At 51.5% G+C, this 25,051-nt stretch carries 29 protein-coding genes and 1 pseudogene; 17 read left to right on the top strand and 13 right to left on the bottom strand.

Annotated features, from left to right (window positions below; genetic code table 11):
• Nucleotides 1–9 precede the first annotated feature (9 nt).
• The 5 genes from CFLAV_RS14295 to CFLAV_RS34930 all read left to right on the top strand — a co-directional run bounded on the left by CFLAV_RS14295 (nt 10) and on the right by CFLAV_RS34930 (nt 3,056).
• On the top strand, nt 10–1,620 hold the full coding sequence (locus CFLAV_RS14295; protein WP_040548786.1) for a recombinase family protein: 1,611 nt from the start codon (nt 10–12) through the stop codon (nt 1,618–1,620).
• 363 nt (nt 1,621–1,983) lie between these two features.
• Nucleotides 1,984–2,406: a hypothetical protein gene (locus CFLAV_RS14290; protein WP_040548784.1), complete on the top strand. Its 423-nt coding sequence runs from the start codon at nt 1,984–1,986 to the stop codon at nt 2,404–2,406.
• On the top strand, nt 2,403–2,609 hold the full coding sequence (locus CFLAV_RS14285; protein WP_007415458.1) for a hypothetical protein: 207 nt from the start codon (nt 2,403–2,405) through the stop codon (nt 2,607–2,609). The genes CFLAV_RS14290 and CFLAV_RS14285 overlap by 4 nt, the downstream gene beginning before the upstream one ends.
• Complete coding sequence (locus tag CFLAV_RS14280) at nt 2,606–2,887, top strand: hypothetical protein (RefSeq protein WP_007415457.1); 282 nt, start codon at nt 2,606–2,608, stop codon at nt 2,885–2,887. The genes CFLAV_RS14285 and CFLAV_RS14280 overlap by 4 nt, the downstream gene beginning before the upstream one ends.
• Nucleotides 2,877–3,056 (top strand): hypothetical protein, encoded by a 180-nt coding sequence (locus CFLAV_RS34930; RefSeq protein ID WP_007415456.1) that lies wholly within the window; start codon nt 2,877–2,879, stop codon nt 3,054–3,056. The genes CFLAV_RS14280 and CFLAV_RS34930 overlap by 11 nt, the downstream gene beginning before the upstream one ends.
• Here the strand turns inward: CFLAV_RS34930 and CFLAV_RS14275 are convergent.
• A complete protein-coding gene (locus CFLAV_RS14275; protein WP_007415455.1) occupies nt 3,007–3,879 on the bottom strand; it encodes a putative phage abortive infection protein in 873 nt (290 codons plus the stop codon). The two genes, CFLAV_RS34930 and CFLAV_RS14275, sit on opposite strands and share 50 nt — an antisense overlap.
• Nucleotides 3,880–4,118: 239 nt before the next feature.
• Between CFLAV_RS14275 and CFLAV_RS14270 the strand changes: the two genes are divergently transcribed.
• The 3 genes from CFLAV_RS14270 (at nt 4,119) to CFLAV_RS14260 (ending at nt 6,004) form a co-directional block, all read left to right on the top strand.
• Complete coding sequence (locus CFLAV_RS14270; RefSeq protein WP_007415454.1) at nt 4,119–4,532, top strand: hypothetical protein; 414 nt, start codon at nt 4,119–4,121, stop codon at nt 4,530–4,532.
• Nucleotides 4,529–4,768 carry a hypothetical protein gene (locus CFLAV_RS14265; protein WP_007415453.1) on the top strand — a complete coding sequence of 80 codons (240 nt, stop codon included), beginning with the start codon at nt 4,529–4,531 and terminating at the stop codon, nt 4,766–4,768. Before CFLAV_RS14270 ends, CFLAV_RS14265 begins: the two co-directional genes overlap by 4 nt.
• Before the next feature lie 570 nt (nt 4,769–5,338).
• The gene (locus CFLAV_RS14260) at nt 5,339–6,004 is read left to right on the top strand and encodes a recombinase family protein (protein WP_007415452.1); all 666 of its coding nucleotides are present in this window, start codon (nt 5,339–5,341) and stop codon (nt 6,002–6,004) included.
• A 66-nt stretch (nt 6,005–6,070) separates the two neighbouring features.
• Here the strand turns inward: CFLAV_RS14260 and CFLAV_RS14255 are convergent, their stop codons facing one another.
• Nucleotides 6,071–6,667: a hypothetical protein gene (locus CFLAV_RS14255; protein ID WP_150107419.1), complete on the bottom strand. Its 597-nt coding sequence runs from the start codon at nt 6,665–6,667 to the stop codon at nt 6,071–6,073.
• Between the two features lie 146 nt (nt 6,668–6,813).
• Between CFLAV_RS14255 and CFLAV_RS37625 the strand changes: the two genes are divergently transcribed.
• Nucleotides 6,814–7,035: a helix-turn-helix domain-containing protein gene (locus CFLAV_RS37625; RefSeq protein WP_007415450.1), complete on the top strand. Its 222-nt coding sequence runs from the start codon at nt 6,814–6,816 to the stop codon at nt 7,033–7,035.
• Between the two features lie 43 nt (nt 7,036–7,078).
• On the opposite strand, the gene CFLAV_RS37620 is transcribed toward CFLAV_RS37625, so the two are convergent.
• The 4 genes from CFLAV_RS37620 to CFLAV_RS14235 all read right to left on the bottom strand — a co-directional run bounded on the left by CFLAV_RS37620 (nt 7,079) and on the right by CFLAV_RS14235 (nt 9,786).
• Nucleotides 7,079–7,486 (bottom strand): very short patch repair endonuclease, encoded by a 408-nt coding sequence (locus CFLAV_RS37620; RefSeq protein WP_202796901.1) that lies wholly within the window; start codon nt 7,484–7,486, stop codon nt 7,079–7,081.
• A gap of 4 nt (nt 7,487–7,490) precedes the next feature.
• Nucleotides 7,491–8,717, bottom strand: a complete 1,227-nt coding sequence (locus CFLAV_RS14245; RefSeq protein ID WP_007415449.1) for a DNA cytosine methyltransferase — start codon at nt 8,715–8,717, stop codon at nt 7,491–7,493.
• The gene (locus CFLAV_RS14240) at nt 8,714–9,241 is read right to left on the bottom strand and encodes an Eco29kI family restriction endonuclease (protein ID WP_237712402.1); all 528 of its coding nucleotides are present in this window, start codon (nt 9,239–9,241) and stop codon (nt 8,714–8,716) included. The genes CFLAV_RS14245 and CFLAV_RS14240 overlap by 4 nt, the downstream gene beginning before the upstream one ends.
• A 227-nt stretch (nt 9,242–9,468) precedes the next feature.
• Nucleotides 9,469–9,786 (bottom strand): helix-hairpin-helix domain-containing protein, encoded by a 318-nt coding sequence (locus CFLAV_RS14235; RefSeq protein ID WP_007415447.1) that lies wholly within the window; start codon nt 9,784–9,786, stop codon nt 9,469–9,471.
• Nucleotides 9,787–9,979: 193 nt separating this feature from the next.
• Here CFLAV_RS14235 and CFLAV_RS14230 point away from each other — a divergent pair, with 193 nt between their 5' ends.
• Complete coding sequence (locus tag CFLAV_RS14230; RefSeq protein WP_007415446.1) at nt 9,980–10,627, top strand: urease accessory UreF family protein; 648 nt, start codon at nt 9,980–9,982, stop codon at nt 10,625–10,627.
• 86 nt (nt 10,628–10,713) lie between these two features.
• Here CFLAV_RS14230 and CFLAV_RS14225 read toward each other — a convergent pair whose 3' ends face one another.
• Both CFLAV_RS14225 and CFLAV_RS14220 read right to left on the bottom strand, forming a co-directional pair.
• Nucleotides 10,714–11,142, bottom strand: a complete 429-nt coding sequence (locus tag CFLAV_RS14225; RefSeq protein WP_007415445.1) for a type II toxin-antitoxin system VapC family toxin — start codon at nt 11,140–11,142, stop codon at nt 10,714–10,716.
• Nucleotides 11,139–11,402: a type II toxin-antitoxin system Phd/YefM family antitoxin gene (locus CFLAV_RS14220; RefSeq protein ID WP_007415444.1), complete on the bottom strand. Its 264-nt coding sequence runs from the start codon at nt 11,400–11,402 to the stop codon at nt 11,139–11,141. Before CFLAV_RS14220 ends, CFLAV_RS14225 begins: the two co-directional genes overlap by 4 nt.
• A gap of 155 nt (nt 11,403–11,557) precedes the next feature.
• Between CFLAV_RS14220 and CFLAV_RS14215 the strand changes: the two genes are divergently transcribed.
• Both CFLAV_RS14215 and CFLAV_RS37855 read left to right on the top strand, forming a co-directional pair.
• A complete protein-coding gene (locus CFLAV_RS14215) occupies nt 11,558–11,743 on the top strand; it encodes a hypothetical protein (RefSeq protein WP_040548781.1) in 186 nt (61 codons plus the stop codon).
• A pseudogene (locus tag CFLAV_RS37855) lies at nt 11,728–12,026 on the top strand (type II toxin-antitoxin system RelE/ParE family toxin). Before CFLAV_RS14215 ends, CFLAV_RS37855 begins: the two are co-directional and overlap by 16 nt.
• A 42-nt stretch (nt 12,027–12,068) precedes the next feature.
• On the opposite strand, the gene CFLAV_RS14205 reads toward CFLAV_RS37855, so the two are convergent.
• The 3 genes from CFLAV_RS14205 to nrdR are packed head-to-tail and all read right to left on the bottom strand — an operon-like array spanning nt 12,069 to nt 13,471.
• Nucleotides 12,069–12,407, bottom strand: coding sequence for a histidine triad nucleotide-binding protein (locus CFLAV_RS14205; protein WP_040548770.1), 339 nt, complete (start codon nt 12,405–12,407; stop codon nt 12,069–12,071).
• Nucleotides 12,408–12,458: 51 nt separating this feature from the next.
• Nucleotides 12,459–13,016: a hypothetical protein gene (locus CFLAV_RS14200; protein ID WP_007415440.1), complete on the bottom strand. Its 558-nt coding sequence runs from the start codon at nt 13,014–13,016 to the stop codon at nt 12,459–12,461.
• Nucleotides 13,013–13,471 carry a transcriptional regulator NrdR gene (gene nrdR / locus CFLAV_RS14195; RefSeq protein ID WP_040548768.1) on the bottom strand — a complete coding sequence of 153 codons (459 nt, stop codon included), beginning with the start codon at nt 13,469–13,471 and terminating at the stop codon, nt 13,013–13,015. The genes CFLAV_RS14200 and nrdR overlap by 4 nt, the downstream gene beginning before the upstream one ends.
• A gap of 236 nt (nt 13,472–13,707) precedes the next feature.
• Here nrdR and CFLAV_RS14190 point away from each other — a divergent pair, with 236 nt between their 5' ends.
• From CFLAV_RS14190 to trhO, 4 genes are all read left to right on the top strand, one after another.
• On the top strand, nt 13,708–14,535 hold the full coding sequence (locus CFLAV_RS14190; protein WP_007415438.1) for a hypothetical protein: 828 nt from the start codon (nt 13,708–13,710) through the stop codon (nt 14,533–14,535).
• A complete protein-coding gene (locus CFLAV_RS14185) occupies nt 14,513–15,175 on the top strand; it encodes an RNA polymerase sigma factor (protein ID WP_150107418.1) in 663 nt (220 codons plus the stop codon). Before CFLAV_RS14190 ends, CFLAV_RS14185 begins: the two co-directional genes overlap by 23 nt.
• Nucleotides 15,165–15,680: a hypothetical protein gene (locus CFLAV_RS14180; RefSeq protein WP_007415436.1), complete on the top strand. Its 516-nt coding sequence runs from the start codon at nt 15,165–15,167 to the stop codon at nt 15,678–15,680. Before CFLAV_RS14185 ends, CFLAV_RS14180 begins: the two co-directional genes overlap by 11 nt.
• A gap of 66 nt (nt 15,681–15,746) precedes the next feature.
• Complete coding sequence (gene trhO, locus CFLAV_RS14175) at nt 15,747–17,546, top strand: oxygen-dependent tRNA uridine(34) hydroxylase TrhO (RefSeq protein ID WP_007415435.1); 1,800 nt, start codon at nt 15,747–15,749, stop codon at nt 17,544–17,546.
• A 30-nt stretch (nt 17,547–17,576) separates the two neighbouring features.
• Here the strand turns inward: trhO and CFLAV_RS14170 are convergent, their stop codons facing one another.
• Complete coding sequence (locus CFLAV_RS14170) at nt 17,577–19,766, bottom strand: prolyl oligopeptidase family serine peptidase (protein WP_007415434.1); 2,190 nt, start codon at nt 19,764–19,766, stop codon at nt 17,577–17,579.
• A gap of 87 nt (nt 19,767–19,853) precedes the next feature.
• Between CFLAV_RS14170 and CFLAV_RS14165 the strand changes: the two genes are divergently transcribed.
• Nucleotides 19,854–24,146 carry a S8 family serine peptidase gene (locus CFLAV_RS14165; protein WP_050785756.1) on the top strand — a complete coding sequence of 1,431 codons (4,293 nt, stop codon included), beginning with the start codon at nt 19,854–19,856 and terminating at the stop codon, nt 24,144–24,146.
• 72 nt (nt 24,147–24,218) lie between these two features.
• Here the strand turns inward: CFLAV_RS14165 and CFLAV_RS32325 are convergent, their stop codons facing one another.
• The gene (locus CFLAV_RS32325; protein ID WP_007415432.1) at nt 24,219–24,818 is read right to left on the bottom strand and encodes a 3'-5' exonuclease; all 600 of its coding nucleotides are present in this window, start codon (nt 24,816–24,818) and stop codon (nt 24,219–24,221) included.
• Nucleotides 24,819–25,051 lie beyond the last annotated feature (233 nt).

The raw sequence follows: 25,051 nt of genomic DNA, 5'->3' as shown, positions 1-25,051 counted from the left end.
ATGCCCCCCATGAAAACGACGACAACGGTGGGACGAAAAGCAATCAGCTATATACGTTTCAGCTCATTGAAACAAGAGGAGGGGTTCTCCTTGGCTCGTCAATTGGAGGGCACGAAGGGATTCTGTAGCCGCCACAATCTTTTTTTGGATGAATCACTGACAGTAAAGGACCTTGGTCTTTCAGCCTTCAGAGGTAAGAATGCTGACAGTGGAAATCTTGGAGTTTTTCTAGCCGCAGTCCGTGAGAACAAAATTCCCAAAGGCACGGTGCTCGTAGTGGAGGCTTTGGACCGTCTAACTCGAAACAACATCGTGGAAGCCTCGCATCTGCTGACCGACATTCTACGACAAGGAATCGACGTTGGATTGGTGACGGAGGACAAAGTCTATTCCTACGATTATATAAATAAAAACCCGTTCGAGTTCATCGTCGCTACCACCTACCTTATCCGGGGTGGTGACGAGAGCCGGATGAAATCGGAACGCATCAAAGATGCTTGGTCACGCAAGAAACGGTGCATAGTGGAAACGAAGGAGGCTGTTAAAATTCCGGCCCCTTGTTGGTTGAAACGTGAAGGCCAGAAGTGGTCTGTGATTTCCAAGAAGGCCAAGGTGGTGAAAGAGATTTTCGCAGCCTACTTGAAGGAAAGCCTTGGGATTTGGAGATTGTCTCAAACCATGAACTCGCAAAAGGTGCCGGTGATTACGAATGGAGCTACGCCTGCATCAAAGTGGCATCGCATCACATTGCACCGAATCCTCACGGACAAAGCCGTGATTGGAACCTATACAAAGCTGGACGAGCCCGTTGAAAATTACTTTCCAGCCATCATTCCACAGAAGGACTTTTATGCTGTGCAAGCCAAGTTGCAGGAACGCCGTCATTATCGTGGCCGCCATTCGCTGAAAGATGTGTCGTTGCTCAAAGGTATTTGCAAGTGTGGAAAGTGTGGCTCCACGATGACTCGCATCACCCGCACACGCAAAATCAAAGGAGGGGGTTCCAAACTTTACCGGTATCTATACTGCCACAACTCAATTCTTGGCTTGTGTAAGCCCGCAACATCGGTGGACCTGAATGAACTCGAACGCATCTTTTTGCATTACATGTTCACAAGTGAGACGGCTCTCACATTTTTGAGTGAATGCAAAGCCGACGACTCAATTCAAACTGAACTGAGGACGATAGACGGCCAGATTGAAGACAAGGCTGCCAGACGTGATAGGCTGATTGCCGTGATTGAATCGGATGCAGCCGCAACGCCATCCTCCGTGCTGGAACGTATCGCCAGCTTGGAACAAGAAATCAAAATGCTTCGTGTTAAGAAAGACAGCCTGACTGCCACTCTGAATCGCAATCCTCAGGGAGAGGCCGCACTCAATGATTTGTTTGTAACTGCCGAAAAGGTCCTGAAAAATAAGCCCGCCGATAGGTTGAGATTGAGGGAACTGATTCGCCAGTTCGTCCGGTCCATGACCGTTTACCCCGAACATCGCAAGGCCATCTTTACCACGATTGCAGGTAAAACACGCGAAATGACTTGGAACAAACGGCCACGTGATCCCGTGACTAACGGGAAGCCTGTTCCGTTCTACATGAGAACATACAAGAATTCCTAGGCCGATAGTTGGTGCAAAGAAGGTAGGCAAAACTGAGCTGATAAATATAAAAATTGGCTCCCTGCAAATAGTCAGAATGCTTTTCCCTGCCCGCATATACTTATTAACGAGGGGAAGACTCGACACGTCCTCCCTTTGGTGGTTTCAGTCAGACACGAAGGAGTGAATCGAACTTTTAAAAAAACCCCCTACCGAATTCTTTAGGATTTGGGCTTGGTAATCAGTGTGTCGAGACACGAAAACGAAATGAACACGAATACATTGTATCAATATGACCCGAGTCGAGAACGACTCAACCACATCAAGACATGGAAAATCATGGGACATCTGTCATTCCGTAGTCCCGTTTCCTCAGTCAAAAGAATGGAAATGTTTCAGGCCGTCATCCATTTGCTCGCACGCCGTTACAAGATGCCGGTTGCAGAGCTTAGGTGGGTGCTCAAACAAGAGGGTGACTTTACAAACAAACGCTACCACTTCCATTTCCTGCTCGATGGCTCCAACCTGTCGAACAAGGATGTTGCCAAGCTCGCTGTCAATTTTGGAAAACTTTGGGAAAAAGCCGGTGGAGGAAACCACGATGTTCGCCCCTATGCCATCGAACTTGACCCAAACGGATACCAGAGGGCCGTAAACTACCTGACCAAGGTTGAAGGCTTCCGTGTCCCATTTTCGAAAGTTTTCGATGCGGGAGAGAACTGCCATTTAAAATTTAGTGAGGCCATGGACAGACATATTGCTGCTGTCTGCACCGACTCAGAACCTCAAAAGAAAGATACGCAATGAATAAAAATATAAATAACACCGCAGCTCGCTCGCCAGATGAAAGGGCCGCATGGATTGAAAAGGTGGCCAATGAAATCATAACAGAGGCCGAGAAAAGTGAGGCACAGAGACGCCGACATAACGAAACTGAGATGGAAAAACTTAAAAGATTCCTATCTGCTGCTCAGGAGAAGGACTCAAAGGCCGAAAGGGGGAAGTCATGAGTTTTGCTCCACAAAAGAAAATCAAATCGGACGCCGTGCTCGACCAAGTGTTTCGCCAGGCTTTCACTGACGTGCTCTATGAGGAGGCCAACAAACGGCTCTGCCCTCACTGCTCCAAGGTCTTGGAGAGTGCTGCACTTGACCGTTACCAAATGTTGGTGGCCAAACGTCGAGAGGAGATTGCTTCTCTCCAGACCAAAATTCAAAAGAAACGTCAGGTTGATACTCGACGCAAGGAACTTGAAAAACAAAACCGAAGGAATCGAAATGAAAAGTAATAACAACGAAACGCCGGAATTTCTAAAGGGTGCCATCGTGGACGATAAGGGCCTACCGCTCCGCATGAAGGTCGAGGGTGAACGTCGGCTCGACCGACCCTACGATGCAACCAAAAAGTTCAAGCTGGTTTGGAATCGACTGCAAGGTGTGGTGATTGTGCCGGAGTAGGATTAGACCTCTGGAACTTGAACAACACCCTATCATCGCCAAACGCTTTTGGAGAGTAGGAGGTTGGATGTTCCGGATTCATGAGAAGTCCGGGCCCCATATTTTCGAGGAGTTCGTATTCTTCAATCAGGGGTTTAAATTTTTTGACCCCATATTCGCTAAGGCCGTTATAGTGAAGCAGAACGTGTTCGTAAGCCGAAAGTCGTGCCCGAACGATGCTGGTGTAACGCTTTTTATCTGCAGGCCGACTGTCATCCACAAACTTGATGATGTGGTAGAGACTCCGAAAATAGTGACCCAGCACCTCCGGATTTGAATCAAACACTCCTTGGTAACACTTAACTGCTGAGGCTTCGGTGTGATGCTCCATCGGCCCGCCTTCAACATCCTGATAAGCCACCACTGTTCTTCGATGCATCACTCGAAAGATGAGGCTGCCTTCCGCTTCAACGTCCTCGCACCGCAGGGTTTTCACAATTTCATCGTGCAACGTGAGGAGTTGAAAAAAATGATTTTCAAAACTCTGCTGTTCAAATTGCCTTTGCTGCAATGTGAGTTGTTGTTGCTGTGCCAAAAAGGCTACGAAAATAATTAGCAACCCTGCCAAGGACCAGAGAGATGCAGTCGTCCCTTGGAGATAACTTCCGAAGTTCCCCAAATCGGTGAGATGGTCCAGTCCTGGTCGTGGAGTTTGATAGCCCAATCGTGCAGCCACAAATCCAAGAATCACAAAAACGATTGCCGCAACAATGCAAATCCAAATCCCATATCGCACGCCAGTTTGGTTCCAAGTCGGATTCGCTTTTTCAGATTTCTGATTCATTGCATGTTTAGGCTCCCGCAATGCCCTCGCTGTGACAATTACAATGTTGACAGCCCTTTGTAGTCAATCGTCGGAATCCTGCTCGATTAAAGGTAACTGCTACCTCGATAAACCATACGCCTCCCTCAAAAGGATTCGCCTGCTGCCGATGATGCCAAAACTGCCCCTTAGGCTCCGAGGAAGAAACTTAAAAATTCTCCTTGCAACCTGACATCTAATTAGGCTAATTAGTTGTTTAGATGGAAAATGATTCTCAGTTCGTCAGACAGCAAGTGGCCACCACAGCATTGCCAATGCAAGTGGTATGCAAGTGGACAAGGCCTCTTTTAGACGAAGGATACGTGCCGTTTCCTAAGAAATTGGTTCGTTGTCTGCACCGATTATTTACCGACGCCAACGCTGCCAAAGATTTGGCCGTCATCCTCGCAGTCGTGGACTACCATCGCCCCAAGCTTTCCAGAAACCCGAGTATCGAATACCTGTCTTTTTTGGCTGGGCTTGAAGTGGCTGAGTTTGAAGCCAGTCTGTCTCGCTTGGAAGAGAGGGGGTTTGTTCGTGTTGTCGTCATACGAGACGAGCTTGGTGGTGTAGAAATCTCCTATGCTGGACTGCTCGCAGAAATTGATAAACTAACACGAGGAGATGCCCAATGAATTATTTCACAGAAGTTCACGGATGGTGGTATGTCGGGGCCGTGATTGTGGGCCGTCCGCTCATGGTGTTTTCCAAAACTGTCGCAGTGGTAGTAATCGGTTGGTGTCTTTCACCAGAGCTGGCCAAGATGGCCATCCCGCTTGTTCTTCGTCCTGTGCAAATGCCCTGGCCGTCTCGGGCTCTCAAAGCTAAACGTGGTGTTGATGCCAAAAAAAATGGTGCCCTTCTGACTTAGAACGCGAAGACGCTGCTTCGAACTACCTAGGGTTGTTTGCATTGGGTCCGCCATTTTTTCCGCCAGACCGATTTTGTAACGCGAAACTAGTATAATAAATTGTGCTGAGCTGAATTTTTGGATAAACTGTCGTCCCCGACACGGACTGGGGGTCTGGGGGTATTTAGAAAAACTTTCTATAATTTCAGTCAGAACATCCCCCACCGCAGGCCAGACGCAAATTCTGCACGAATGTCACCGCTTCTGAGTTCCGGCCCAACTGGTCTGCTCATTTCTATAAAAAAGCAGTCAAGATTCCGGATGCCACATGTTGAACTTGTCTGCCCATGTTCTCATGACCCTTCGCGTGGCTCGCAACGTCAGACGCAAAATCTGCAAGAAAGAACCCACGCCGGAGGGGAAATCCGAACGTGGGCTTTGTAACACGAAATGATTACCCATAAATATCAGCCGAGGTGACCAAATTGCTGAAAAACGGCCAGTTCTCGCAGCTTTTACAAATCGAAGTGTCGGTTTTATTTTGTAAAAAATGCTGTCGCCAAACGTATCGGCAATTTGTTCAGTGTCCCCATGATTACAAAACGATATATCTCCTACCTGAGAGTTTCCACCACCCGCCAAGGTGAATCAGGTTTAGGATTAGAGGCCCAACGTGCTGCCGTCACAAATTTCGTTTGTTCCATGGGGCCAGAGGCCGAAATCGTAAGGGAATTTGTGGAGGTTGAATCAGGTAAAAGGAGTGACCGTCCTGTTCTGGCCGAAGCCGTCCGTGAGTGCAAGGCTAAGGGTTGCATCCTGCTGGTGGCCAAATTGGACCGACTTTCCCGCAATCTTCATTTCGTGACCGCCCTGCAAAACTCAAAGGTGGATTTCGTGGCTGCTGATAACCCTCACGCCACCCCTTTTCTGATTCATATCTTGGTTGCTGTCGCAGAACACGAACGAACCATGATTTCCGTCCGCACCAAGGCCGCACTGGAGGCAGCCCGCAAACGTGGTGTGACCTTTGGTAATCCCCAGTATCGTGATGCCATCCCTAAGGCTAACAAGGCTTGGAAGAAACTGGCCGCCGACCGGAACACGGAACTTCGCCGGACGGTCACAGAGGTCATGGAAAAGACAGGGCTTACAAAGTTGGCTGAAATCGCAAATGCCTTGAACCTCCGAGGAATCAAAACAAACCGTGGCTGTCAGTTCACCCCTACCCAAGTTCACCGGCTGTTGCAGCCTACCTGATTAAAACTGATCCCGACTCCGCCTGGCGGAGTCGGGATACTGGTATCCGTCCATTCCTTTCCAAAATCATTGGTCCAACTTTATCGGCGTTCTACCGTGGTAAATAAACACCTCATCCAATGAGGAAACAGGCTTGTTACTCTCTCTGACAAATTTGTTGGTCTGCTGACCTTTGACCCACATCAAACCATTGTCGCAGATGGCAAATTGGTTCCCATCCCAAGTCAGAATCCAACAGTCATCGCTCTGTTTTTCAAGCGTGTATGAATCCGGTTTATTTTCCATTAATTTACCAAATGGTGTTATCATTTTGAGCCTGTCGTTGAATGCCCATGAATAGATTTTCCCTTCGGGAAGGACACTAAAGAGAAAGTAGTGGTTTCCCGGTGACACACCATCTGGGCGATTTAGGTCATTCTTTGCGTTTTCAGTTTCCCGTTCCAGCGAGTCGTCATAGACCTGTTTGTAAATGCCCAGAACATGTTTCGCAGCATCTTCTTTGTTCTGAAATTTGGTGGGTTGGCCCACAGACGAACCGCAGCCGCTAACTAGGAACAAGCAGCTCAACGCAATGCCGAGCAAGTATGCCTTGGGACATTTGTGAATCGTTTTCATTACAATAATTGTGGATACTGATTTTGTTAATTTAATAGATGGTTTCATAATCGCCGGGAAGCAACACCTCTTCCACCGCTCCCAGCAAGCCTCAAAACGGTTGGGATTTCACACCTACTGGTGACAACACGCAAGCTGAAACTAGTCGTTACCGACATGGTCGTTTCCTTTGGTTACTGCTTCTCTGACTTTGCATGCTGGCAAATCAGAAGCACCGCCGCCTCTTGGGTGAGGCCGTTCGAGCCAAACGAAAGGAGGCTGGATTCAGTCAAGAAAAGTTGGCTGAGAAGGCTGATTTGAGTGCAGTGTTTGTCAGTCGAATTGAACGAGGAAAAGAATCCCCCACTCTGGACAACTTGGTGAAAATTGCCAAAGCCTTGGGAACTCACGTGAGGGATTTAGTGGCAGGGTTCTGACCGTCCAGAGAAAACGGTTCCTCAATTGAAGGCTAATTGACTTTCACCGATCCCGACGGAGCCTGGCTCCGTCGGGATTACTGGTTGCAATCGCACGGATGATTCGTTTGATGCACCGTGACGGGTTTCTCTTCAGGTCACATTCCCAAATACGGATTACTTTCCATCCTTTCGCCCTCAGCATCTTATTCACCCGTCGGTCACGTGCCCGATTAACTCGAATCTTCTCAATCCAAAAGGCCTTTCTGCTTTTAGGCTGCCGGTAACATTTAGGACATTTGTGCCAAAAGCATCCGTCCACGAAAATTGCCACTCGCTGGCCTAAGAAAGCGAAATCTGGCCTGCCCACCAAGCTCATGTGTCGTCGCCATCCATGAGCCGAGGACCGTCGGAGGAGTGAAGCCAAATATAATTCTGTGCTCGCATTGCCCCGACTACGAACGCGAGACATTACATCAGAACGCTCCTTTTTGCTGAGAACGTCCATTCTTCAAAAGTTGTTTTCGCACCGATGCTCCGACCACGTGAGCGAGTTCGACAGGAACCGCATTCCCAACCTGTCTCATGCCTTCGGTCCACGAACCGCAAATATGGTAATTGTCGGGAAATCTCTGAATCCTTGCAGCCTCACGTGTGGTGAAATAACGCACCGTGCCGTCGTTAAACAGAATCATGTTCTCTCCCCCCGGAACGCCATGTCCGCCTGCTTTCAGAGCTTTCGATGGCTCGTCAATGGGGCTGCCCGTATGTCCCGGATAGGAACGTGCCTTTAACCTAAGTTCGTGGTTCGTTAGCCCAACGCCATATCCTTCCGGCTTCAACTGTGGTTCGGGTAAACCAACCAGTGCATCCCTAACGGTTCGCATCCGTTCGTGCATGTTGAACATATCGAACTCTGAGCTAAGAAATTGAACTTGTTTTTTCAATGTATCAGGAATTTTGGGCCGGTGCTTCTTCGCAATTTTGTGCTGCTCCCAATAGTCACCCGTCACCCATTTCGCTTTGACCAACGCATCATAAGAATGGGTTGGTTTTGGAAATGACCATTCAATGCCCAAATCGTGACGAAACCCTACGATGAAAACACGTTCCCGAAATTGAGGGACACCATAATCAGCCGCATTTAAAAGCCGAAACACCACTCGATAAGCCAATTCGCCCGCCTCGCCTGCCTTTGTATGGTGTCGTTCCAGCCTTGAAAGATGGTCACGCCAATCTTCACCAACCCGACGTAAAATCGTCGGATATGATAACTGTAGCACAACAAACTCGAAATACTCCGTGAAACTTTCCCTCAACAAGCCTTTTACGTTTTCAAAAATAAATGCCTTAGGTTTCAAAGTTCTGACTGCTCGCACGGCTTGAGGAAACATGTCCCGTTCGTCCTGCCTTCCTTTGTGTTTGCCGCCGATTGAGAATGGTTGACACGGTGGGCCTCCTGTTACCACGTCAACAGCATCAATTTCGGCAAAATCGACCTCGCGCACGTCGCCAGCAAATAGTTTCGCACCGTTCAAGGTTTCGAATCCATTGTCGGCATTGAACCGCAAAGTTTCGCACGCGTGACGATTGAACTCGACCAGAGCTCGAGGTTTAAACCCCGCATGGTGCAATCCAATTGCGAGTCCGCCTGCACCTGCAAACAATTCCAAGCTCCTGAGAATTTGTATTGAATCACTCATTCAGAAAACCGCTTGGCTTTACTATAACTTAAAATTTTTTCAAGGATATCCTTGGTTTCTGGTGATACTCCTCGAAGCCGTTCGGCCCAAGGTCTTCCTTTGTGGAGGACATCCCATTCCGAACGTGCTTGTTCGTATCTTCCTTTGCCGGGGTCATGATTTCCAAAGCCATCCACGACGGAATTCCAAAGGGGCATGTATCTTCGAATCAGGGCCGCCTCAACAGTGCCTATGAGGTCACTTTGGGCACCTTCCATAACCATGAAACGGCATGTAAAATCACCCAGCTTTAAACTCGGAGTGTGCTTGATGCTCTTTGCATGTTCTCGGAGCCTTGAATGCAACTCCTCGCCCTCCTCATCTGCAACGGTTCGGCCCTGTCTCCATCCTCTTGGAACTGCTTTCCCTACATATACCGCTCGGGAGCCTGCATTCAGTTTGTTGGTCTTCGCAATCTCCAGATAGGGCTGAAAGTCGCCGCTATAATAGAGTGCATAAACACCCGAGCCCGTGAAAGATTGCATTGGGGGCAGGGTGCACAACGGAGTTTGGTTGAAGAACATGAACGCTTCGTCAATTAGCTTCAAAAAATCCTTTGACTGAAGACGGTGATTGCTGATGTTGAATTGCTTGGCTTCCATCCTTCATAGCCAAGCAATCATCTACGAAAGCCGCAAGTAGATTATGAGTGCCACAGCCTTTCGCCGAAGAGCCGCATTAGGAAAGGTCTATTGCGTCAGGGAAAAGTTTACTAAATTGTTCCGCAAAATACGAAGGGAGGATCATAAATCTGGCGCAGCAACTCGGGATATTCATCATCCGCCTGTGTGAGCACATGGCACCCGTAATCAGTGATCCGTTTGAGTTCACCGGCGAGATCGATGGACTTTTCCCAATTGGCTATACATTCAGCGGTTTCCTCGCCAATACCGCGGACCCGCATGAGCTGCTGTTTGGAAGCGGACAGAATGGCGGGTGCGTTGCCGAACTGTTCGAGCAATTGCCGCACTCGAACCGGCCCTACATGGTCGATCATATTGAGCGCCACCAGCGCTTCCCTGGAATCCATGCGGGTTGAATACAAGCAAGCAGAGGAAGGAGCAAGCCAAACGTGAGACGGGATGGCAAAAGATTAATGCAGGTGATGGGGTGCATGCAAGTCATTAATCCCACAAGGTAGCACTTTTCCTGCTAGCCAGATAAATATGAGCAAGGCACGATGATATGTGATAAGCTAAATAAATTTTTAAAGCAGATTTTAAATGTCGTTGTTCAAGAAACAAAAAACAGCAGTGGAAGCCATCGAGTTGCTCGGTGATTTGCATCCACTCGTGGAGCAACTGGGGTCGCTGGATGGACTGGTGACGCTGGCCGGGGCCTCCGACTCGCTGCAGATGCAGCAAATCAGCAATTTGGAGGAGTTGCGGACTTTTCTACGAAATTATCACGCGCGCATTCTCAGGCCGCTTGAGTTGCCTTACATTCAACGCGCGTTCCTCCACGCGAGCCGCAATGAGATCCGCGAACTCGTGACGCTTGATCAGCAATTGGGCCGGGAATCGATCCTGAAGAATTTTTCTGCCGCCAGCAAACGGGTGGGACGAGGGCAATTGCAGAAGCTCAGGCCTTTGAAGGATCAGCGTCCGGTGCAGCGGTATTTAGTGGCCGTCGATGAAGGGCAGGCGACCGGTTGGCATACGCTTGTCTACGGGTTGACGCTGGCAGTTTATTCCCTGCCCCTGCGACAAGGTCTATTTGGTTACGCCCATCAAACCACCCGAGGGTTCATCTTCGCGGCAGCACGGACGTTAAAGCTTACCGATGAGGAATGCCGTTCTCTCTTTGAAGAGGTTTGCAACGACTTGCCGGCCGCCGTTGAGCCGCTGCTGATGCAGGGATTGGTGGCCTGAACGGAAGCGAGGGCGGAGAATGGATTGCTTCTGGAAAAGCCGAATTTTTGAAGAATATTCGCTTTTTTCCTGCTCAAAGGTTCATTTCAAATTACGTTGGCACCTTTTAAACCAAAGTGTCTGGCTGCATCCAACAGGCGGATATCATTGGAATAAATCTCTTTAAAACCGTTTTCTGCCGCGGACGCCAGCTGAATTGAGTCCGCAGCTCGCAAGTGTACTGCCGCCGGAAGGGCCAGATATGCTTTGCTTAACCGTGCAACAATGCTGGGAGACAAAGCAAGCCATCTGAATGCGCCTGCCTGACATTCCTTTTCGAACTCGGCCAGCAAAAGCCGCAGCTCTTGTTGATTGAGAACACCTTCCCTGAATTTGCGATGGAATGCCGCCGTGGATTCCGCCTGTCCATGCAAACAGCAAGCGATTTGGTCCGTCGCAGCCAAAGCGCGCACTTTCTGCCATCCGGGGTCCTGAAGATACAGCCGAACGACATAACTGGTATCAAAGTAGATCATGAAATGGTGTCATCGCGGTCTTCCGAGATAGCCAGTGTGCTGTCCACACCGCGGCTCAATTTGCCGCTGGCGGCAAGTTTCTGGAATCGGGAAGAAAGCTGGCGTCTGGCAAAGTAGGGTATTTCCCGAGCTTCAACTTCAGGAACAATCCTAGCCACGGTGCGGCCATGATCGGTGACCAAAATTTCACCGTGACGAGCGGCGTCCCGAACCCACTTTCCTGTTTTCGCGTGAAGCTCTCGAATGGTGACCGTTTTCATGTGACACAGCGTGACACAACCGGGTGCATAATTCAAGGTTCTAAATAGTCGCGTCGATAGAAGGTCTTTGCGTCGCCCCGCCCTGAAGTTCTATTAGATTCAGTACAAGTGCACTTCAGGTTGCCAAACACTCCTGATTCCGGCATTCTATTTATATGAGCGACAAGCAAGTTGCCTTGGAAACTATCCAGCGAATGCCGGAGAATGCCACACTCGACGACATCACGCATCGTCTTGAATTTCTTGCAGCCGTTCAGAAGGGTCTTGATCAAGTAAAGCGTGGGGAAGTTGTCTCCCATGATCAGATCAAAAGGGAATTGGCCTCATGGCTTTCAAAGTAGTCTGGACCGAGCAAGCCAGAGAGGATCTCCGGGATATCGTCCAATTCATAGCCGCTGACAATTTCGCAATCGCAGAAACGTTCGGCTTCCTCATAGTCTCAAAAGTGGATCAGCTGATAAATTTTCCCTTTTTGGCCGAGTGGTTCCCGAGATTGGAAAAGAATCCATACGCGAGATTATTGTTCGTCCATACAGGGTTATTTACGAAGTTGCCGAGTCGCAGCAGACAGTAGCCGTTGTACGCGTTTGGCACGCGGCTCGTGGAGAACCGGAAATCGGTTAACGATTTAGGGAGACCGCTCCGTACTGGGTTGATTGATACGAATTAACCCGGCGGCCAGGCCAGATCTCTCCCGCCGAGAATGTGGCAGTGGAGATGCGGGACAGACTCACCAGCGTGAGGACCGTTATTGATGACGAGACGGTAACCGGAATCCTTGACTCCCAGTTTGTCGGCGACTTCTGCAGCCTTGAGGAGCAGGTGACCCAGAAGCTTGGCATCATCCGGTTTCGCATCGGCGATGCGCGGAATGACTTTCTTCGGAACGATCAGCGCGTGAGCGGGGGCACCGGGTTTAATGTCCCGAAAGGCGAGCACGAGATCATCTTCGTAAACGATGTCCGCCGGGATTTGGCGGGCAATAATTTTTTCAAACAGGGTCATAGAATTCCAAGATGTAATCCGGGTGTCAGAATCCCGAATTCAGCAGCAGTGCTACTTTACCACAAGGGCGCAACTGGTGCCATGCGTCTCCTTGCACATGCAAGTGCGGAGAAATTCAACAATCTGATCTTCCACCTGCTGGCAACGGACACTCCAACGCTGGGCGCCAACGAGCTGTTTCACGCAATTGCGCAGTCCCTGGAAACAAAGCATTTGGGGTGACTGCTGCAGTTGCGTGCGTAATTCATCGCGCAGCCTGGGAAAGAACAGGAGTTCGCAACCCTTATCAGAATCGGCGACCAGCTTGGTGAGGTCGGACTGCACGACGCGCGGGATGGCCGTCTCGAGCGACGGTGTTTGCGCATCGAGCTTGAACCCGCGCAGGACCTGTTCCAGGGCTTCGGAGAACTCCGCGATCGTCACCGCTTCGCGCTTGAGATCGTTTTTAAAGAAATGAAACACGGCGGCGGCGGCGTGCTTGATGAACTCCGGGTCAAAGAGCTGGGCCGTTTCGCCCATGAGTTCGACCGAGATCATCTCGGCGGAATAGGGAATATTCTCGCCGTCACTGGTGCGAAAGATGAGGCAATCATCAGCCAAAATAATCATTGGGCGCTGTCCTCCAATTTTTTGACTTCCTGGACGAAGTCGGTGGCTTCCTGGAAATTGCGATAGACACTGGCGAAGCGGACGTAGGCAACCTGGTCAATCTCGCGCAGGCCGGCCATGACGCATTCCCCGATAAATGCACCTGGCACTTCGCGTTCGTACTTCTCGTTGATTTCGTTAACAATTTTTTCCAAAAGCATTTCAATTGCCTCCGGACTGACTGGACGCTTCTGAAAAGCCTTTTTCAGTCCGCTGAGCAACTTCTCACGAGAAAATTCCTCACGACGCCCATCACGTTTGACGACCATAAGGTCTTCGCGCTCGATTTCCTCATAGGTGGTGAAGCGATGGTCACATTGAATGCACTGGCGGCGTCGGCGGATGGTGGCACCCTCGCGAGAGGCGCGAGAATCAATGACTTTATCGTCCTGACAGCCGCATTTCGGACAACGCATAGGTAACCGGTGCCACTTGATATTGTGGTAATTAATTTTTAACATACTAAATGTGGTGCAGTCAAGAGAAGTAAAACTGATTTATCGCTGAAAGTGCTTTGAAATCAATCAAGTAGATAAGCTAAGCTTTTGGCCGTCAAAGTTCCAAAGGAGTTAAAGCCGCCCGTGGCGAAAAAAGTTTGCAGGATTTGGAGGCGAGGGACGTGTGTCTGAATGAAGAAACGAGAGTTTATCTTATGAAAAAGACATTAATCATATTGATGGTTGGGAGCACTTGGTTGCCAGGTGCATTACTGGCGCAATCGGAACCGCCTGCCGCACCACCTGCGAGAATTTTGCGGGAACCACCTGCCGCATCAGCGCATGCTGCCCACTCCCAAGGTGAACAAGCCGATAAGCCGAAGTCCGAATTAGCACGATTCAATCTGGATTTTCCGGGCGGCGTGCCTGCGGACTTAGTGGCGGCAATTGTGGAAGCCAACGGTAAGCCATTGAATGTAGTCATCCCTGAGGAACATGCCTCCGTACACATACCCGCGCTAAAGATGAGGCAGGTTACGGTGCCAGAATTGTTTGAGGCAGTTGGAATGGCCAGTCAAAAGACGGTGGCTTATGTAACCGGCACCTATTTTGGCGGAGTGAATGGAAGAGCGAGCTCACAATATCAGCAGAGCGTCACGGCATATGGATTCAAAACAGCCGGCCCGCCGAGAGAGGATTCGATCTGGTATTTCTACAATCAAGTGCCTCCCAAACCGCCTGCCGAACTCGAGGAAAATGGAACCATTTGCCGGTTCTTTCAACTGGCTCCCTACCTGCAAACGTATAAAATCGACGATATCACCACGGCCTTGGAGACGGGGTGGAAGATGTTGGGTCAGGGGAAACCGCCTAAATTAAGTTTTCATAAGGATACCAAACTCTTGATCGCCGTAGGCGAGCCGGAGAAGTTGAAAATGATTGATGCAGTGTTGGAGCAATTACCTCTAAAGGAAGCGCCACCCGCAGCCGCTGAGAAAAAAGAACCTACACCAGCGAAAAGTGGAGAGCCCAAGCGGCCATGACGGATTGCTGAGAAGTGCGGGTTTACATGTTCCGCTCCAACCACGAAGTGTGCTCAAGGAAAGTTCCAAAGTGGAAAGTGCGCCCGACGAGCGGACAGATGTCGCGCGATTGACCTCCGATATGGCTGCAAATGATGAGGCCGCCTATCGGAAGTTCTACGAGCTCTATTTCAATCGCCTGTTGCGGTACTTGCTGGTGTTGAGTTCCGGGAATGAAGAGGCGGCGCGGGAGGCCCTGCAAACGACCATGTTGAGAGTGGTGCGGCATGTAAGGCGGTTTGATCCGGAGGAGGTCTTTTGGAGTTGGTTGACGGTGTTGGCGCGGAGTTCCGTGGTGGATGCCGAGCGAAAGCGGAAGCGGTATTTTGGGTTGTTGGAACGGTTCTTTTATAGCAAATCTTCCAACCCTCCAGGAATCGATGAGACCGAAAGCGGGTTGATCGAATTGTTGGAAAAAAGCCTGGAGAAACTTTCTTACGAGGATCGTGAGTTAATGGAAAGGAAGTATGGCGAAGGCGAATCCGTGAAGTCGATTGCCAGCGGGATCGGTGCCACGGAAAAAGCGGTGGAGTCGCGATTGGGGCGGATACGGCGTCAGTTGAAGGAAGTTATTTTGCACCATTTGAAGCATGAGAAATGACGGACAAAACGAATTGTGGAACGACATTCTCTCGGAAGTTGCGCCGGGAGAATTTCGGGAAGCCCTGTTGAACCAGACGTTAAGGCGGGTGCGGCGACGGAAGCAGGCGCGACGCCTGGGCCAAGGTGTAATGGCTCTGGCATTGGTCATTGGAACAGGTTTGTTGCTGTGGCAGGGAAAGACAAATAAAATAGTGAAACAGCCTAGTCTGGAGATTTCAGGGGTAGAGATGATCAGTTCCCGGCCAATGGCTGCCTCGATGATGGTGCAAAGTGTTCCCGGTCTCGTGGAGTTGGTCAGTTCAAAATCAACTGAAATGGCTTTTGTCGATACGCAATCGCCGCAACAAGAGTTTCGGAAGATCAATGATGACGAATTGCTGGCGTTGACCGAAGGCAAGCCTGCGGCGTTGATCAGGAAAGGGCCACACGAAGCGGAATTGTTGATCGTGGATGCCAAGGGGCAAAGCATCATAACCGCAGGAGAAGAAACCCTTAGGCAGTAGGGGGAAGCAGCTCAAAAAGAGGGGCTGGCGTCAGGTGCGTTTCGCCGTTATGCTGGCGGTCTTTGAATGCCAAAGTTTAGTAATATAGCTGCGTATAAGTTTGCCTCGTTGACTGATCTGAAGACGCTTCGGTCACGGTTGATAACGGTGTGCAAGGATTGGAACTTGAAAGGTACAATTCTGTTGAGCACTGAAGGGATTAATCTATTTGTCGCGGGTGCGCCGGAAAAGGTGGAGTTGCTGCTGGCGGAACTGCGCAGCATTCCCGGGTTGGAAAAATTTGAAGTAAAGGTCAGTGAAAGCGATCATCAACCATTCAACCGCATGCTCGTGCGGATTAAAAAGGAGATCATCGCGTTTGGTGTGCCGGGAATCGATCCCGGAAAGCGCACCTCGCCGAAACTGGCCGCCAAAACGCTCAAGCAATGGTTGGACGAAGGGCGTCCGGTGACGTTGCTCGATACGCGAAACGATTACGAAGTGAAGCTCGGCACCTTCAAGAATGCATTGCCAATTGGCATCGATCAATTCCGTGATTTTCCTGCCGCGGTCAGCAAGCTTCCCGCCGGAATGAAAGAGCAGCCAATTGTTATGTTTTGCACCGGCGGCATCCGCTGTGAAAAGGCCGGACCATTCATGGAGCGGGAGGGTTTCAAAAACATTTTCCAGTTGGACGGCGGCATCCTGAAGTATTTCGAGGAATGCGGTGACGCGCATTACCAGGGCGAATGCTTTGTATTCGATCAAAGGGTGGGAGTGGACCCGACGCTGCACGAGACCGACTCGACACAATGTTTTCAGTGCCTCACGCCCTTGGACAAGGAGGACCAGCAGGACAGTCGATTCGTGGCGGGAAAGTCGTGTCCTTATTGTTTCAAGACCAGCCTGGAGCAGGATGCGCTGAACCTGGCGCAACGACGCGAAGCGATTCGCCGCGCAGTGGCGCCTTTGCCTGGCAGTCAGCCGTATGACAATTATCGTCCGCTGAACGTGCCGCAGCATTGCGACGGGATGAGTTTGTTCGACTTTTTGCATACGATTCTTCCTCATATTCCACGGGCGGATTGGGAAGGATTGGCGGCTCAGGGATTGTTGGTGACGGACGACCATTTACCGGTGACGGGAAAGCATATCGTCAGTGCAGGAAAACGAATTCTGCAAAAAATGCCGAATCTCACCGAACCGGAGGTGAATGGCGACATTCAGATTTTGCATGAGGATGAGGCGCTCATTGTGTTGAACAAACCAGCACCGTTGCCGATGCACGCGGGTGGACGGTTCAATCGCAACACACTCGAATACATCCTGCACCAGGTTTATCACCCGCAAAAGCCACGGGCGGCGCATCGATTGGATGCGAATACGAGCGGCGTGGTTTTGGTGACGCGGACGCGGCATTTCGCCTCCCATTTGCAACCGCAATTTGCGCATGGTGAAGTGGGGAAGTTTTATCTCGTGAAAGTGCAGGGCACTCCGAAGGAAGATAGTTTTAGCTGTAACGCCCCAATCAGTGCTGAACCCAGTGAAGCGGGTGCGCGGGAGGTGGATTTCGAGGAGGGACTTCCCTCCAGAACCGAGTTTCGCGTCCTGCAACGAAACGCAGATGGAACGACGCTGCTGGAAGCGCGTCCATTGACCGGGCGCACCAACCAGATTCGCGTACATCTCTGGCAAATGGGATTGCCGGTGTGCGGTGATCCGGTCTATTTGCCCGGCAATAAGTTGGGCGAGACACAGACCTTACGCGTGGAGGATGCGCCACTCTGTTTGCATGCATGGCGGGTGACTTTCCTGCATCCACTACACCGGCAGCGCATGGAGTTTACGGCTCCGAAACCTGAGTGGGCCATGCAGGTTCAGGGTTAGGAACCGCTGCAAAGGTCAACAGGACGACATTTATTTAGCTGCCGCATTCAAGCCCTCAGGATGAAGGTCCAGTTGATGCACCAGGAAAGCCCATTTGTCTGATTCTTCTTCGATGGCTTTGGCGGTGGGTTTGCCGGCACCATGCCCGGCGCGGGTTTCAATGCGGATCAGAACGGGTTTTGGTCCGGCCTGGGCCGCTTGCAAGGTCGAGGCAAATTTGAAACTATGCGCGGGAACGACGCGATCATCGTGGTCGCCGGTCAGAATCAGCGTGGCAGGGTAATGGGTGCCTGGCTTGATATTGTGCAGAGGGGAATAGGCGAACAACGTTTTGAATTCATCCGCATTATCAGCAGAGCCGTAGTCGGAGGTCCAGGCCCAACCAATCGTGAACTTATGGAAACGCAGCATGTCCATGACCCCGACCGCGGGCACCGCGGCGCCGAATAAATCAGGCCGTTGAGTCACGCAGGCGCCGACCAGCAAGCCGCCATTGCTGCCACCGCCGATGGCCAACTTATCCCTCCTTGTATATTTGTTGGCGATGAGCCATTCGCCGGCAGCGATGAAGTCGTCGAAGACATTCTGCTTTTTCGACTTCATGCCTTGCTGGTGCCATTCTTCCCCGTATTCACCGCCGCCACGCAGGTTCGCAACGGCAAACACGCCGCCCATTTCGAGCCAAGTCATCGAGGAGGGACTGAAGCCGGGTGTGATGCTGATATCGAATCCGCCATAGCCGTAAAGATAGGTAGGATTGTTGCCATTGAGCTTTAGTCCCTTTTTGTGAGTGATGAACATCGGAATACGCGTGCCATCCTTGCTGTGAAAAAAGACCTGCCTGGTTTCAAACTCAGAACTGTCCAGGTGAATCTTGGGCTGGCGAAAGACAGTGCTCGTGCCGGTGGTGAGGTCGTAACGGTAGATGGTGCTGGGCACGGTGTAACTCGTGAACGAGTAGAATGTTTCCCTCTCGTAACGTTTGCCGCCAAATCCCCCGGCCGTTCCCAGGCCGGGCAATGCAACCGTTCGGATCAAACTGCCATCGAGAGAATAAATTTTGATTTCTGAATGGGCGTCCTTGAGATAGTCCGCAATCAACTGATTATTCACCGCCGAGACGCCTTGCAGGCGATCGCTGGTTTGCGGAACCACTTCAAGCCAGTTCGCCTTGTCCGGTTTGTTGATATCAATGGAGATGATCCGCCCGCGGGAAGCGTTGAGATCGGTGTGGAAATAGAAGATGGAGCCGACATTATCGATGAAATGATAAGCGGCGTCGAAGTCGTTCAACAGTTCGACCACGGGACTGTTGGGCGCCTGGAGGTCGCGGTAAAACAGGCGGTTGCGCGTATCAGTGCCTTGTTCGACATGAATAATAAGGTAATGACCATCATCGGTGACTTCGCCGCCGAAGGTCCAATCCTTGTGGTCCGGGCGTTCGTAAATCAGCACATCGTCAGATTGAAGAGAGCCCAGGCGATGATAATAGAGTTTGTGAAAATAATTGGCCGCTTTGAGTTCGTCGGTCTTGCTGGGTTCGGCGAAGCGACTGTAGAAGAAGCCTTGATTATCCTTCCTCCACGAAATGCCCGAAAATTTTGCCCAGTTGATCTCGTCCGGCAGATCCTTGCCAGTGCGAATATCGCGCACTTTAAACTGCTGCCAATCCGAACCGGCTTTGGCCAGGCCATAGGCAACCAGGTTGCCGTCATGACTGACATGAAAACCCGACAGCGCAACCGTGCCATCGCTGGAAAGGGTGTTGGGATCCAGCAACAGCACGGGTTCCGCATCCAATGTGGACATCGTAAAAATGACCGATTGGTTTTGCAGCCCCGTATTGTGGCTGACGAAGTAACGGCCACCTTCCTTGAAGGGAATGCCGAAGCGTTCGTAATTCCAGAGTTGCGTGAGACGTTCCTTGATGTTGGCGCGTTCAGGGATTTGTGCCAGGTAATCAAATGTGACCTTGTTCTGGGCTTCCACCCATGCCTTGGTGGTGGGAGCGTTGTCGTCCTCAAGCCAGCGGTAAGGGTCCGCGACGCGTGTGCCGTGGTAATCATCCCATTGATTGGTTTTGGCCGTGGCCGGATAAACGAGCGGAGGGAGGGTTTCGTGTGAACGAGTGTGCATACAGCCGGAGAGCAACCCGCTGGCCAGCAGCAGGCAGAGGAATAAAGATAAAAATGGAGTGGATGGTTCGGTGCGTAGATTCATGGCTCGACAGTACAGCGTTTCAGGCAATCAAAGTGGCCGCGCGTGTCCGCAGTGTCAAAGCAAAAGCTGCGCCAGGCAGAATATTGATTGGATTTAGCCGTTGGAAATGGCAAGGTGCAGCCCATGCGCCATTTGCTCGCCAAGCGAACTGCTCACCCGGGAAACAATAAGGGTCTGGGCCACCTCTTTTGCACACTGCTATGTACTCTCGCGCTGATAAGTCAAAGCCAGGGGGCGCCAGGTGCAGGGACCAGCGAGGGCCATCACAAAGTTCAGGTGAATGATCCAACCCTGGCACGGGAGATTCAGGCTGAAGGCGGAAAGCTGGTTGCGGATTACGGTGGTTATCAGGTGTTCCAGGTGCCACAGTTGAGTCTGGGGCTTGCCACCAATCACCACGCAGAAATTCGTGATGATTATAACACCATCCAACTAAATGCAATTCATTTGGACAGCACGAAGGCGGAGGTGAAAGCGTTGAGGAAAAGCCTGGGCAATTTTCAAGGCAAACATCTGCATCTGGTGCACTTTGTGGGGCCGGTGCAGCCGCAATGGCGTGATGAATTGGAGGCTGCGGGAGTGAAGATTGTTTCTTATATCCCGGAGAATGCCTATTTGGTTTATGGTGATGCTGCCAGCCTCGCGAAAGTTCAAGGTCTCGCGACCTCTGCGCCGCATATTCAATGGGACGGTGTTTACGAGGATGAGTATAAGATCCATCCGGGTGCTCGCACGGTGGGCAAGCATGGCAAAGCACGCCTGATTGGCACCGAGTTTTTTGCAATTCAGCTCATTGATGATGCGGAAGCCAATACCAATACGGTGCAACTTCTTGAGCAATTGAAGCTGGAACCAATCCAACAGCAGCACCATGTATTGCATTACCTTAATCTGGTGGTTCGGCTCTCACCCGCAGACCTGATGAAGGTGGCGGCCCAACCGGATGTTATTTCCATTCAGCCCTACTTCTCGCATAAAAAGCTGTGCGAAAGACAGGACCAGATTATTGCGGGCAACCTGACCGGGAGTGTTCCCAGTGGGCCGGGTTACCTGGCCTGGCTGGCGAGCAAGGGATTTACGCAGGCGCAATTTACTGCTTCCGGTTTTGCCGTGGATGTGAGCGACAGTGGCGTTGATGATGGAACCACGGTTCCCAACCATTTTGGGTTGTACACTGGTGGACTTACGAGCAGCAGCAGCCGGGTAATTTACAACCGTCTGGAAGGTACCGCGAATGCAGGCAGCACACTCAGTGGTTGTGATGGCCACGGAAATCTCAATACACATATCATTGGTGGTTACGACAATCTTGCCGGGTTTCCCTTCGCGGACAGTGCCGGCTTTCATTATGGCCTGGGGGTGTGTCCGTTCGTCAAAGTGGGTTCATCGGTCGTTTTCGACCCAAGTAACTTTACGAGCCCAATCTATAACAACCTGATTGCAGATGCTTATCATAGCGGTGCGCGTGTCAGCAACAACAGTTGGGGCAGTTCATCAGCGGGCGCCTACGATATCGATGCTCAATCATACGATGCGCTGGTGCGGGATGCTGAGCAGAGTGGTTCGACTTTTCCAGTGGCTGGAAATCAGGAGATGGTGATTGTTTTCGCGGCTGGCAATGACGGGCCGGGTGCCTCCACCGTCGGTTCGCCGGGTTCGGCGAAGAACGTGCTTACAGTCGGGGCGGCTGAAAATGTGCAGGCGTTTGGGGGAAGCGATGGCAGCGGCATTAGTGACACGCAAGCCAACAGTGCCAATGACATCATTTATTTTTCCAGCCGCGGTCCCTGCAGTGATGGACGCCATAAGCCGGAAATTGTAGCTCCGGGAACCCATGTGAGTGGCGGCGTGGCTCAGGCGGCAAACCCGGCTGCGACCGGCACTGCTGATGGTTGCTTTACGGGCGAGGGCGTTTCCGGGGGCGTGGGCATTCCCTATTTCCCAGCGGGACAACAATTCTATACTGCTTCATCCGGCACCAGCCATTCAACGCCGTGCGTTGCCGGTGGCAGCGCTTTGTTGCGCCAATATTTTATCAATAATTTTACCAACCCGGCCAGCCCGGCGATGACCAAGGCCTACCTGATGAACTCAGCCCGTTACTTGAATGGCGCTGCTGCGAATGACACGCTCTGGTCGGACAGCCAGGGAATGGGCGAGATGAATCTAGGCAGGGCTTTTGATGGAACGCCTCGCATTCTGCGTGATCAAGTGGTTGGTGATTTATTTACCGCCAGCGGACAAACCCGCACCTTTACTGGAACGATTTCTGATACCAACAAACCTTTCCGCGTGACTGTGGCGTGGACTGATGCGCCAGGCAGCACCACCGGTAATGCTTACAACAACGACTTGGATTTAACCGTTACCGTGGGAGGAGTTTCTTACAAAGGAAACGTTTTCAGCGGCGCCTTTTCTATTCCCGGCGGAAGTGCGGACACCAAGAACAATGCTGAGAGCGTAATCGTGCCGGCCGGAGTTTCGGGACCGTTTGCTGTCACCATCACGGCGGCGAATATCAATTCTGATGGCGTTCCCAATAACGCCAACGCGGTGGACCAGGATTTTGCATTGGTCATTTATAATGTGAATGGTGCATCCATACCGGTGCTCTCAGGCGCGGGTGTCACACTGAGCGCCGAGACCTGTTTCCCGACCAACAACGCGGTGGACCCGGGTGAGTCGGTGACCATGAGTTTCGCCCTGCAAAACGTTGGCACGTTGCCTACCACAAACCTTACCGCCACACTTCTGGCAACCGGCGGTGTGACTTCGCCGAGTGGTTCCCAAAATTATGGGGCGCTAACCGCTGGCGGCGCGGCAACCGGCAGACCTTTCACATTCACCGCCTCGGGGACATGCGGGGGAACCATAACCGCGACCATGCAACTGCAGGATGGCGCAACCAGCCTGGGCACAGTTAATTTCCAAATTCAACTTGGCCTATTTAATCCCACCAACGCTCTGACAGAAAACTTTGATGGTGTGACCGCGCCTGCGTTGCCGTCGGGATGGAGCACAACCTCCTCGGGATCAGGTACCGGTTGGGGCACCTCCACCGCTTCACCAGATACTTCCCCCAATGGTGTATTTGTATCAGAACCTGATGCCCCGGGAATCAGTGCCCTGGTGTCCCCGAGCATCGCCATTATTTCATCTGTTGCGCAAGTGACCTTCCGGAATAATTACGATCTGGAAGAGGATACCTCAGGTTCCGGCCTGGCTTATGATGGTGGAGTGCTGGAAATTCAAATCGGCGCCGGTGCATTTACGGATATTCTGGCGGCAGGCGGCAGCTTTGTGACCGGCGGGTATAACCGGATCATTGACAGCACCGATGACAATGCTGCCCTGGATGGAAGGCAAGTCTGGAGCGGCAGTTCCGGCGGCTTTATTACGACCACCGTGAATCTTCCTGCTGCAGCAGCAGGTAAAAACATAGTATTAAGATGGCGCGCCGCCACTGATTCCGGGAATGATTTCGGTGGCACCGGGTGGTATATTGATTCTGTTTCGATCGCCGATGGTTTTTATACCTGTTGCAGCTCGATAGCCGATTTGAGTGTTTCGCAGAAGATTTCGGCGAACCCAACCGCGATAGGACAGAATGTGACCTACACAACGACGATAACCAACCTGGGACCATCGAGTGCATCGAGCGTGACCTTTACAGATGCGTTGCCAGCCAACGTTACATTCGTGTCAGCATCTCCCGGGTGCACCTTGATTGGCACCAACGTGGTTTGCAATTTGGGCACGGTGGGAAGCGGGACTTCAAGTAATATTATTGTGACAGTGAATCCTACAGTAGCGACATCGCTGAATAACAAGGTGGCGGTTGCTGCTGCCACGTCGGATCCGAACACAAGCAACAATACCTCCACGCTGGTGTCGCTCGTGCACAACCCGGTGGTCATCACCACGCAGCCGACGAACCAGACAGTGCTGCCTGGTGGGAGTGCGAACTTCCAGGTGGGAGTGACAGGAACCGCGCCCCTTGGTTATCAGTGGTTGTTCAACGGCACCAACCTGGCCGGTGCGACCACCAGCATTTTGGGGTTGGCGAACGTGCAGACTAATCAGGCGGGCGCTTATAGCGTGGTGATTACAAATGACGTGAGTTCCATCACCAGTGGAATCGCCAACCTGAGGGTGCTGGTCTCCCCCAGGACCACGGGAATCACGACAGGTTCTAATAACGTTGCCGTCTCATTTACGACGGTGGCGGGTTTGAATTACACCCTCGAATATAAGAATACGTTGAACGACACCAGCTGGGTGATTTTGCCGGGGACAACTCCGGGAACTGGCGGCACCCTGACCCTCCACGATACAAACGCGCTGGTGGGCAGCCGGTTCTATCGCATCCTGGTTAATTAATGTGCCATGGCAGAATGTTGAGCCACCAGTTGCCTTAAGGAATGGGACGGGTCTGATTCAGGTCGGACTCGGTCATGAGGTTGCCGGGAGAGATAAACAGGGCAGGACGCCTTGATGGAGAGCCAGCGGTTTTAGCTCGGCACGTTCACGGAGGAGATGCCACATTTTTTCGACGGCTTCGGCCAAAAGTTCCACGTCGCCTCGTGCATCGTGACGGCGGACGCCGTGATTGGAAATCTGGAGCCGGTTCAAGACAGAATCCAGTCCATGACCGCCCGGGCACTTGCCCCAGACCAGGCGCGACAGGTAAATCGAGTCATGATAATTAACCGCGCGGGTCGGCAGGGCGTTCCGGGAACAACCGGCGTGCAGAAACTTCATGTCAAAACGGTGTCCGTTGTGGGCGATCAAGGTGGCCTTGCCGGCATAACGCGAGAAGTCTTTCAGCACGGTTCCGACTCGGGGAGCATCACCAACATCCTGGTTGGTGATGCCGGTATAACTCGTGATGAAAGAGGAAATGGAGCGGCCAGGATTGACATAAGAAAAGAAGGAATCCGAGCTGCAAACGACACCGTTCGACATGCGGACAGCGGCAATCTGGATGATCTCGTCCTGATACGAGGAGAGCCCGGTGGTTTCCAAATCGAAAATAACGTAATCCTGGTGCAATCTGCCCGAAGATAGCAGGTGTGGCCTTGGATTCCAGAGCGATTGTGTATTCAGACATCAATTGAAAGCGGAGCTTTCGCAAACAAGCTTGTCATTTTTAGCGGTGAATGAGACAGCAGATGCCGGAGAGTTGAGCAGTGTCAGGAGTGAAAAGTGGTGAAAGGAAGATAAAAAAATCTCGGTTTCCACATAGAGTAGAAACCGAGATTTGAATTTAGCTGCGGCTTATTTGA

It is taken from the genome of Pedosphaera parvula Ellin514 (assembly GCF_000172555.1).
Classification (GTDB): domain Bacteria; phylum Verrucomicrobiota; class Verrucomicrobiia; order Limisphaerales; family Pedosphaeraceae; genus Pedosphaera.
This window is presented reverse-complemented; position numbering and strand designations above follow the sequence as displayed.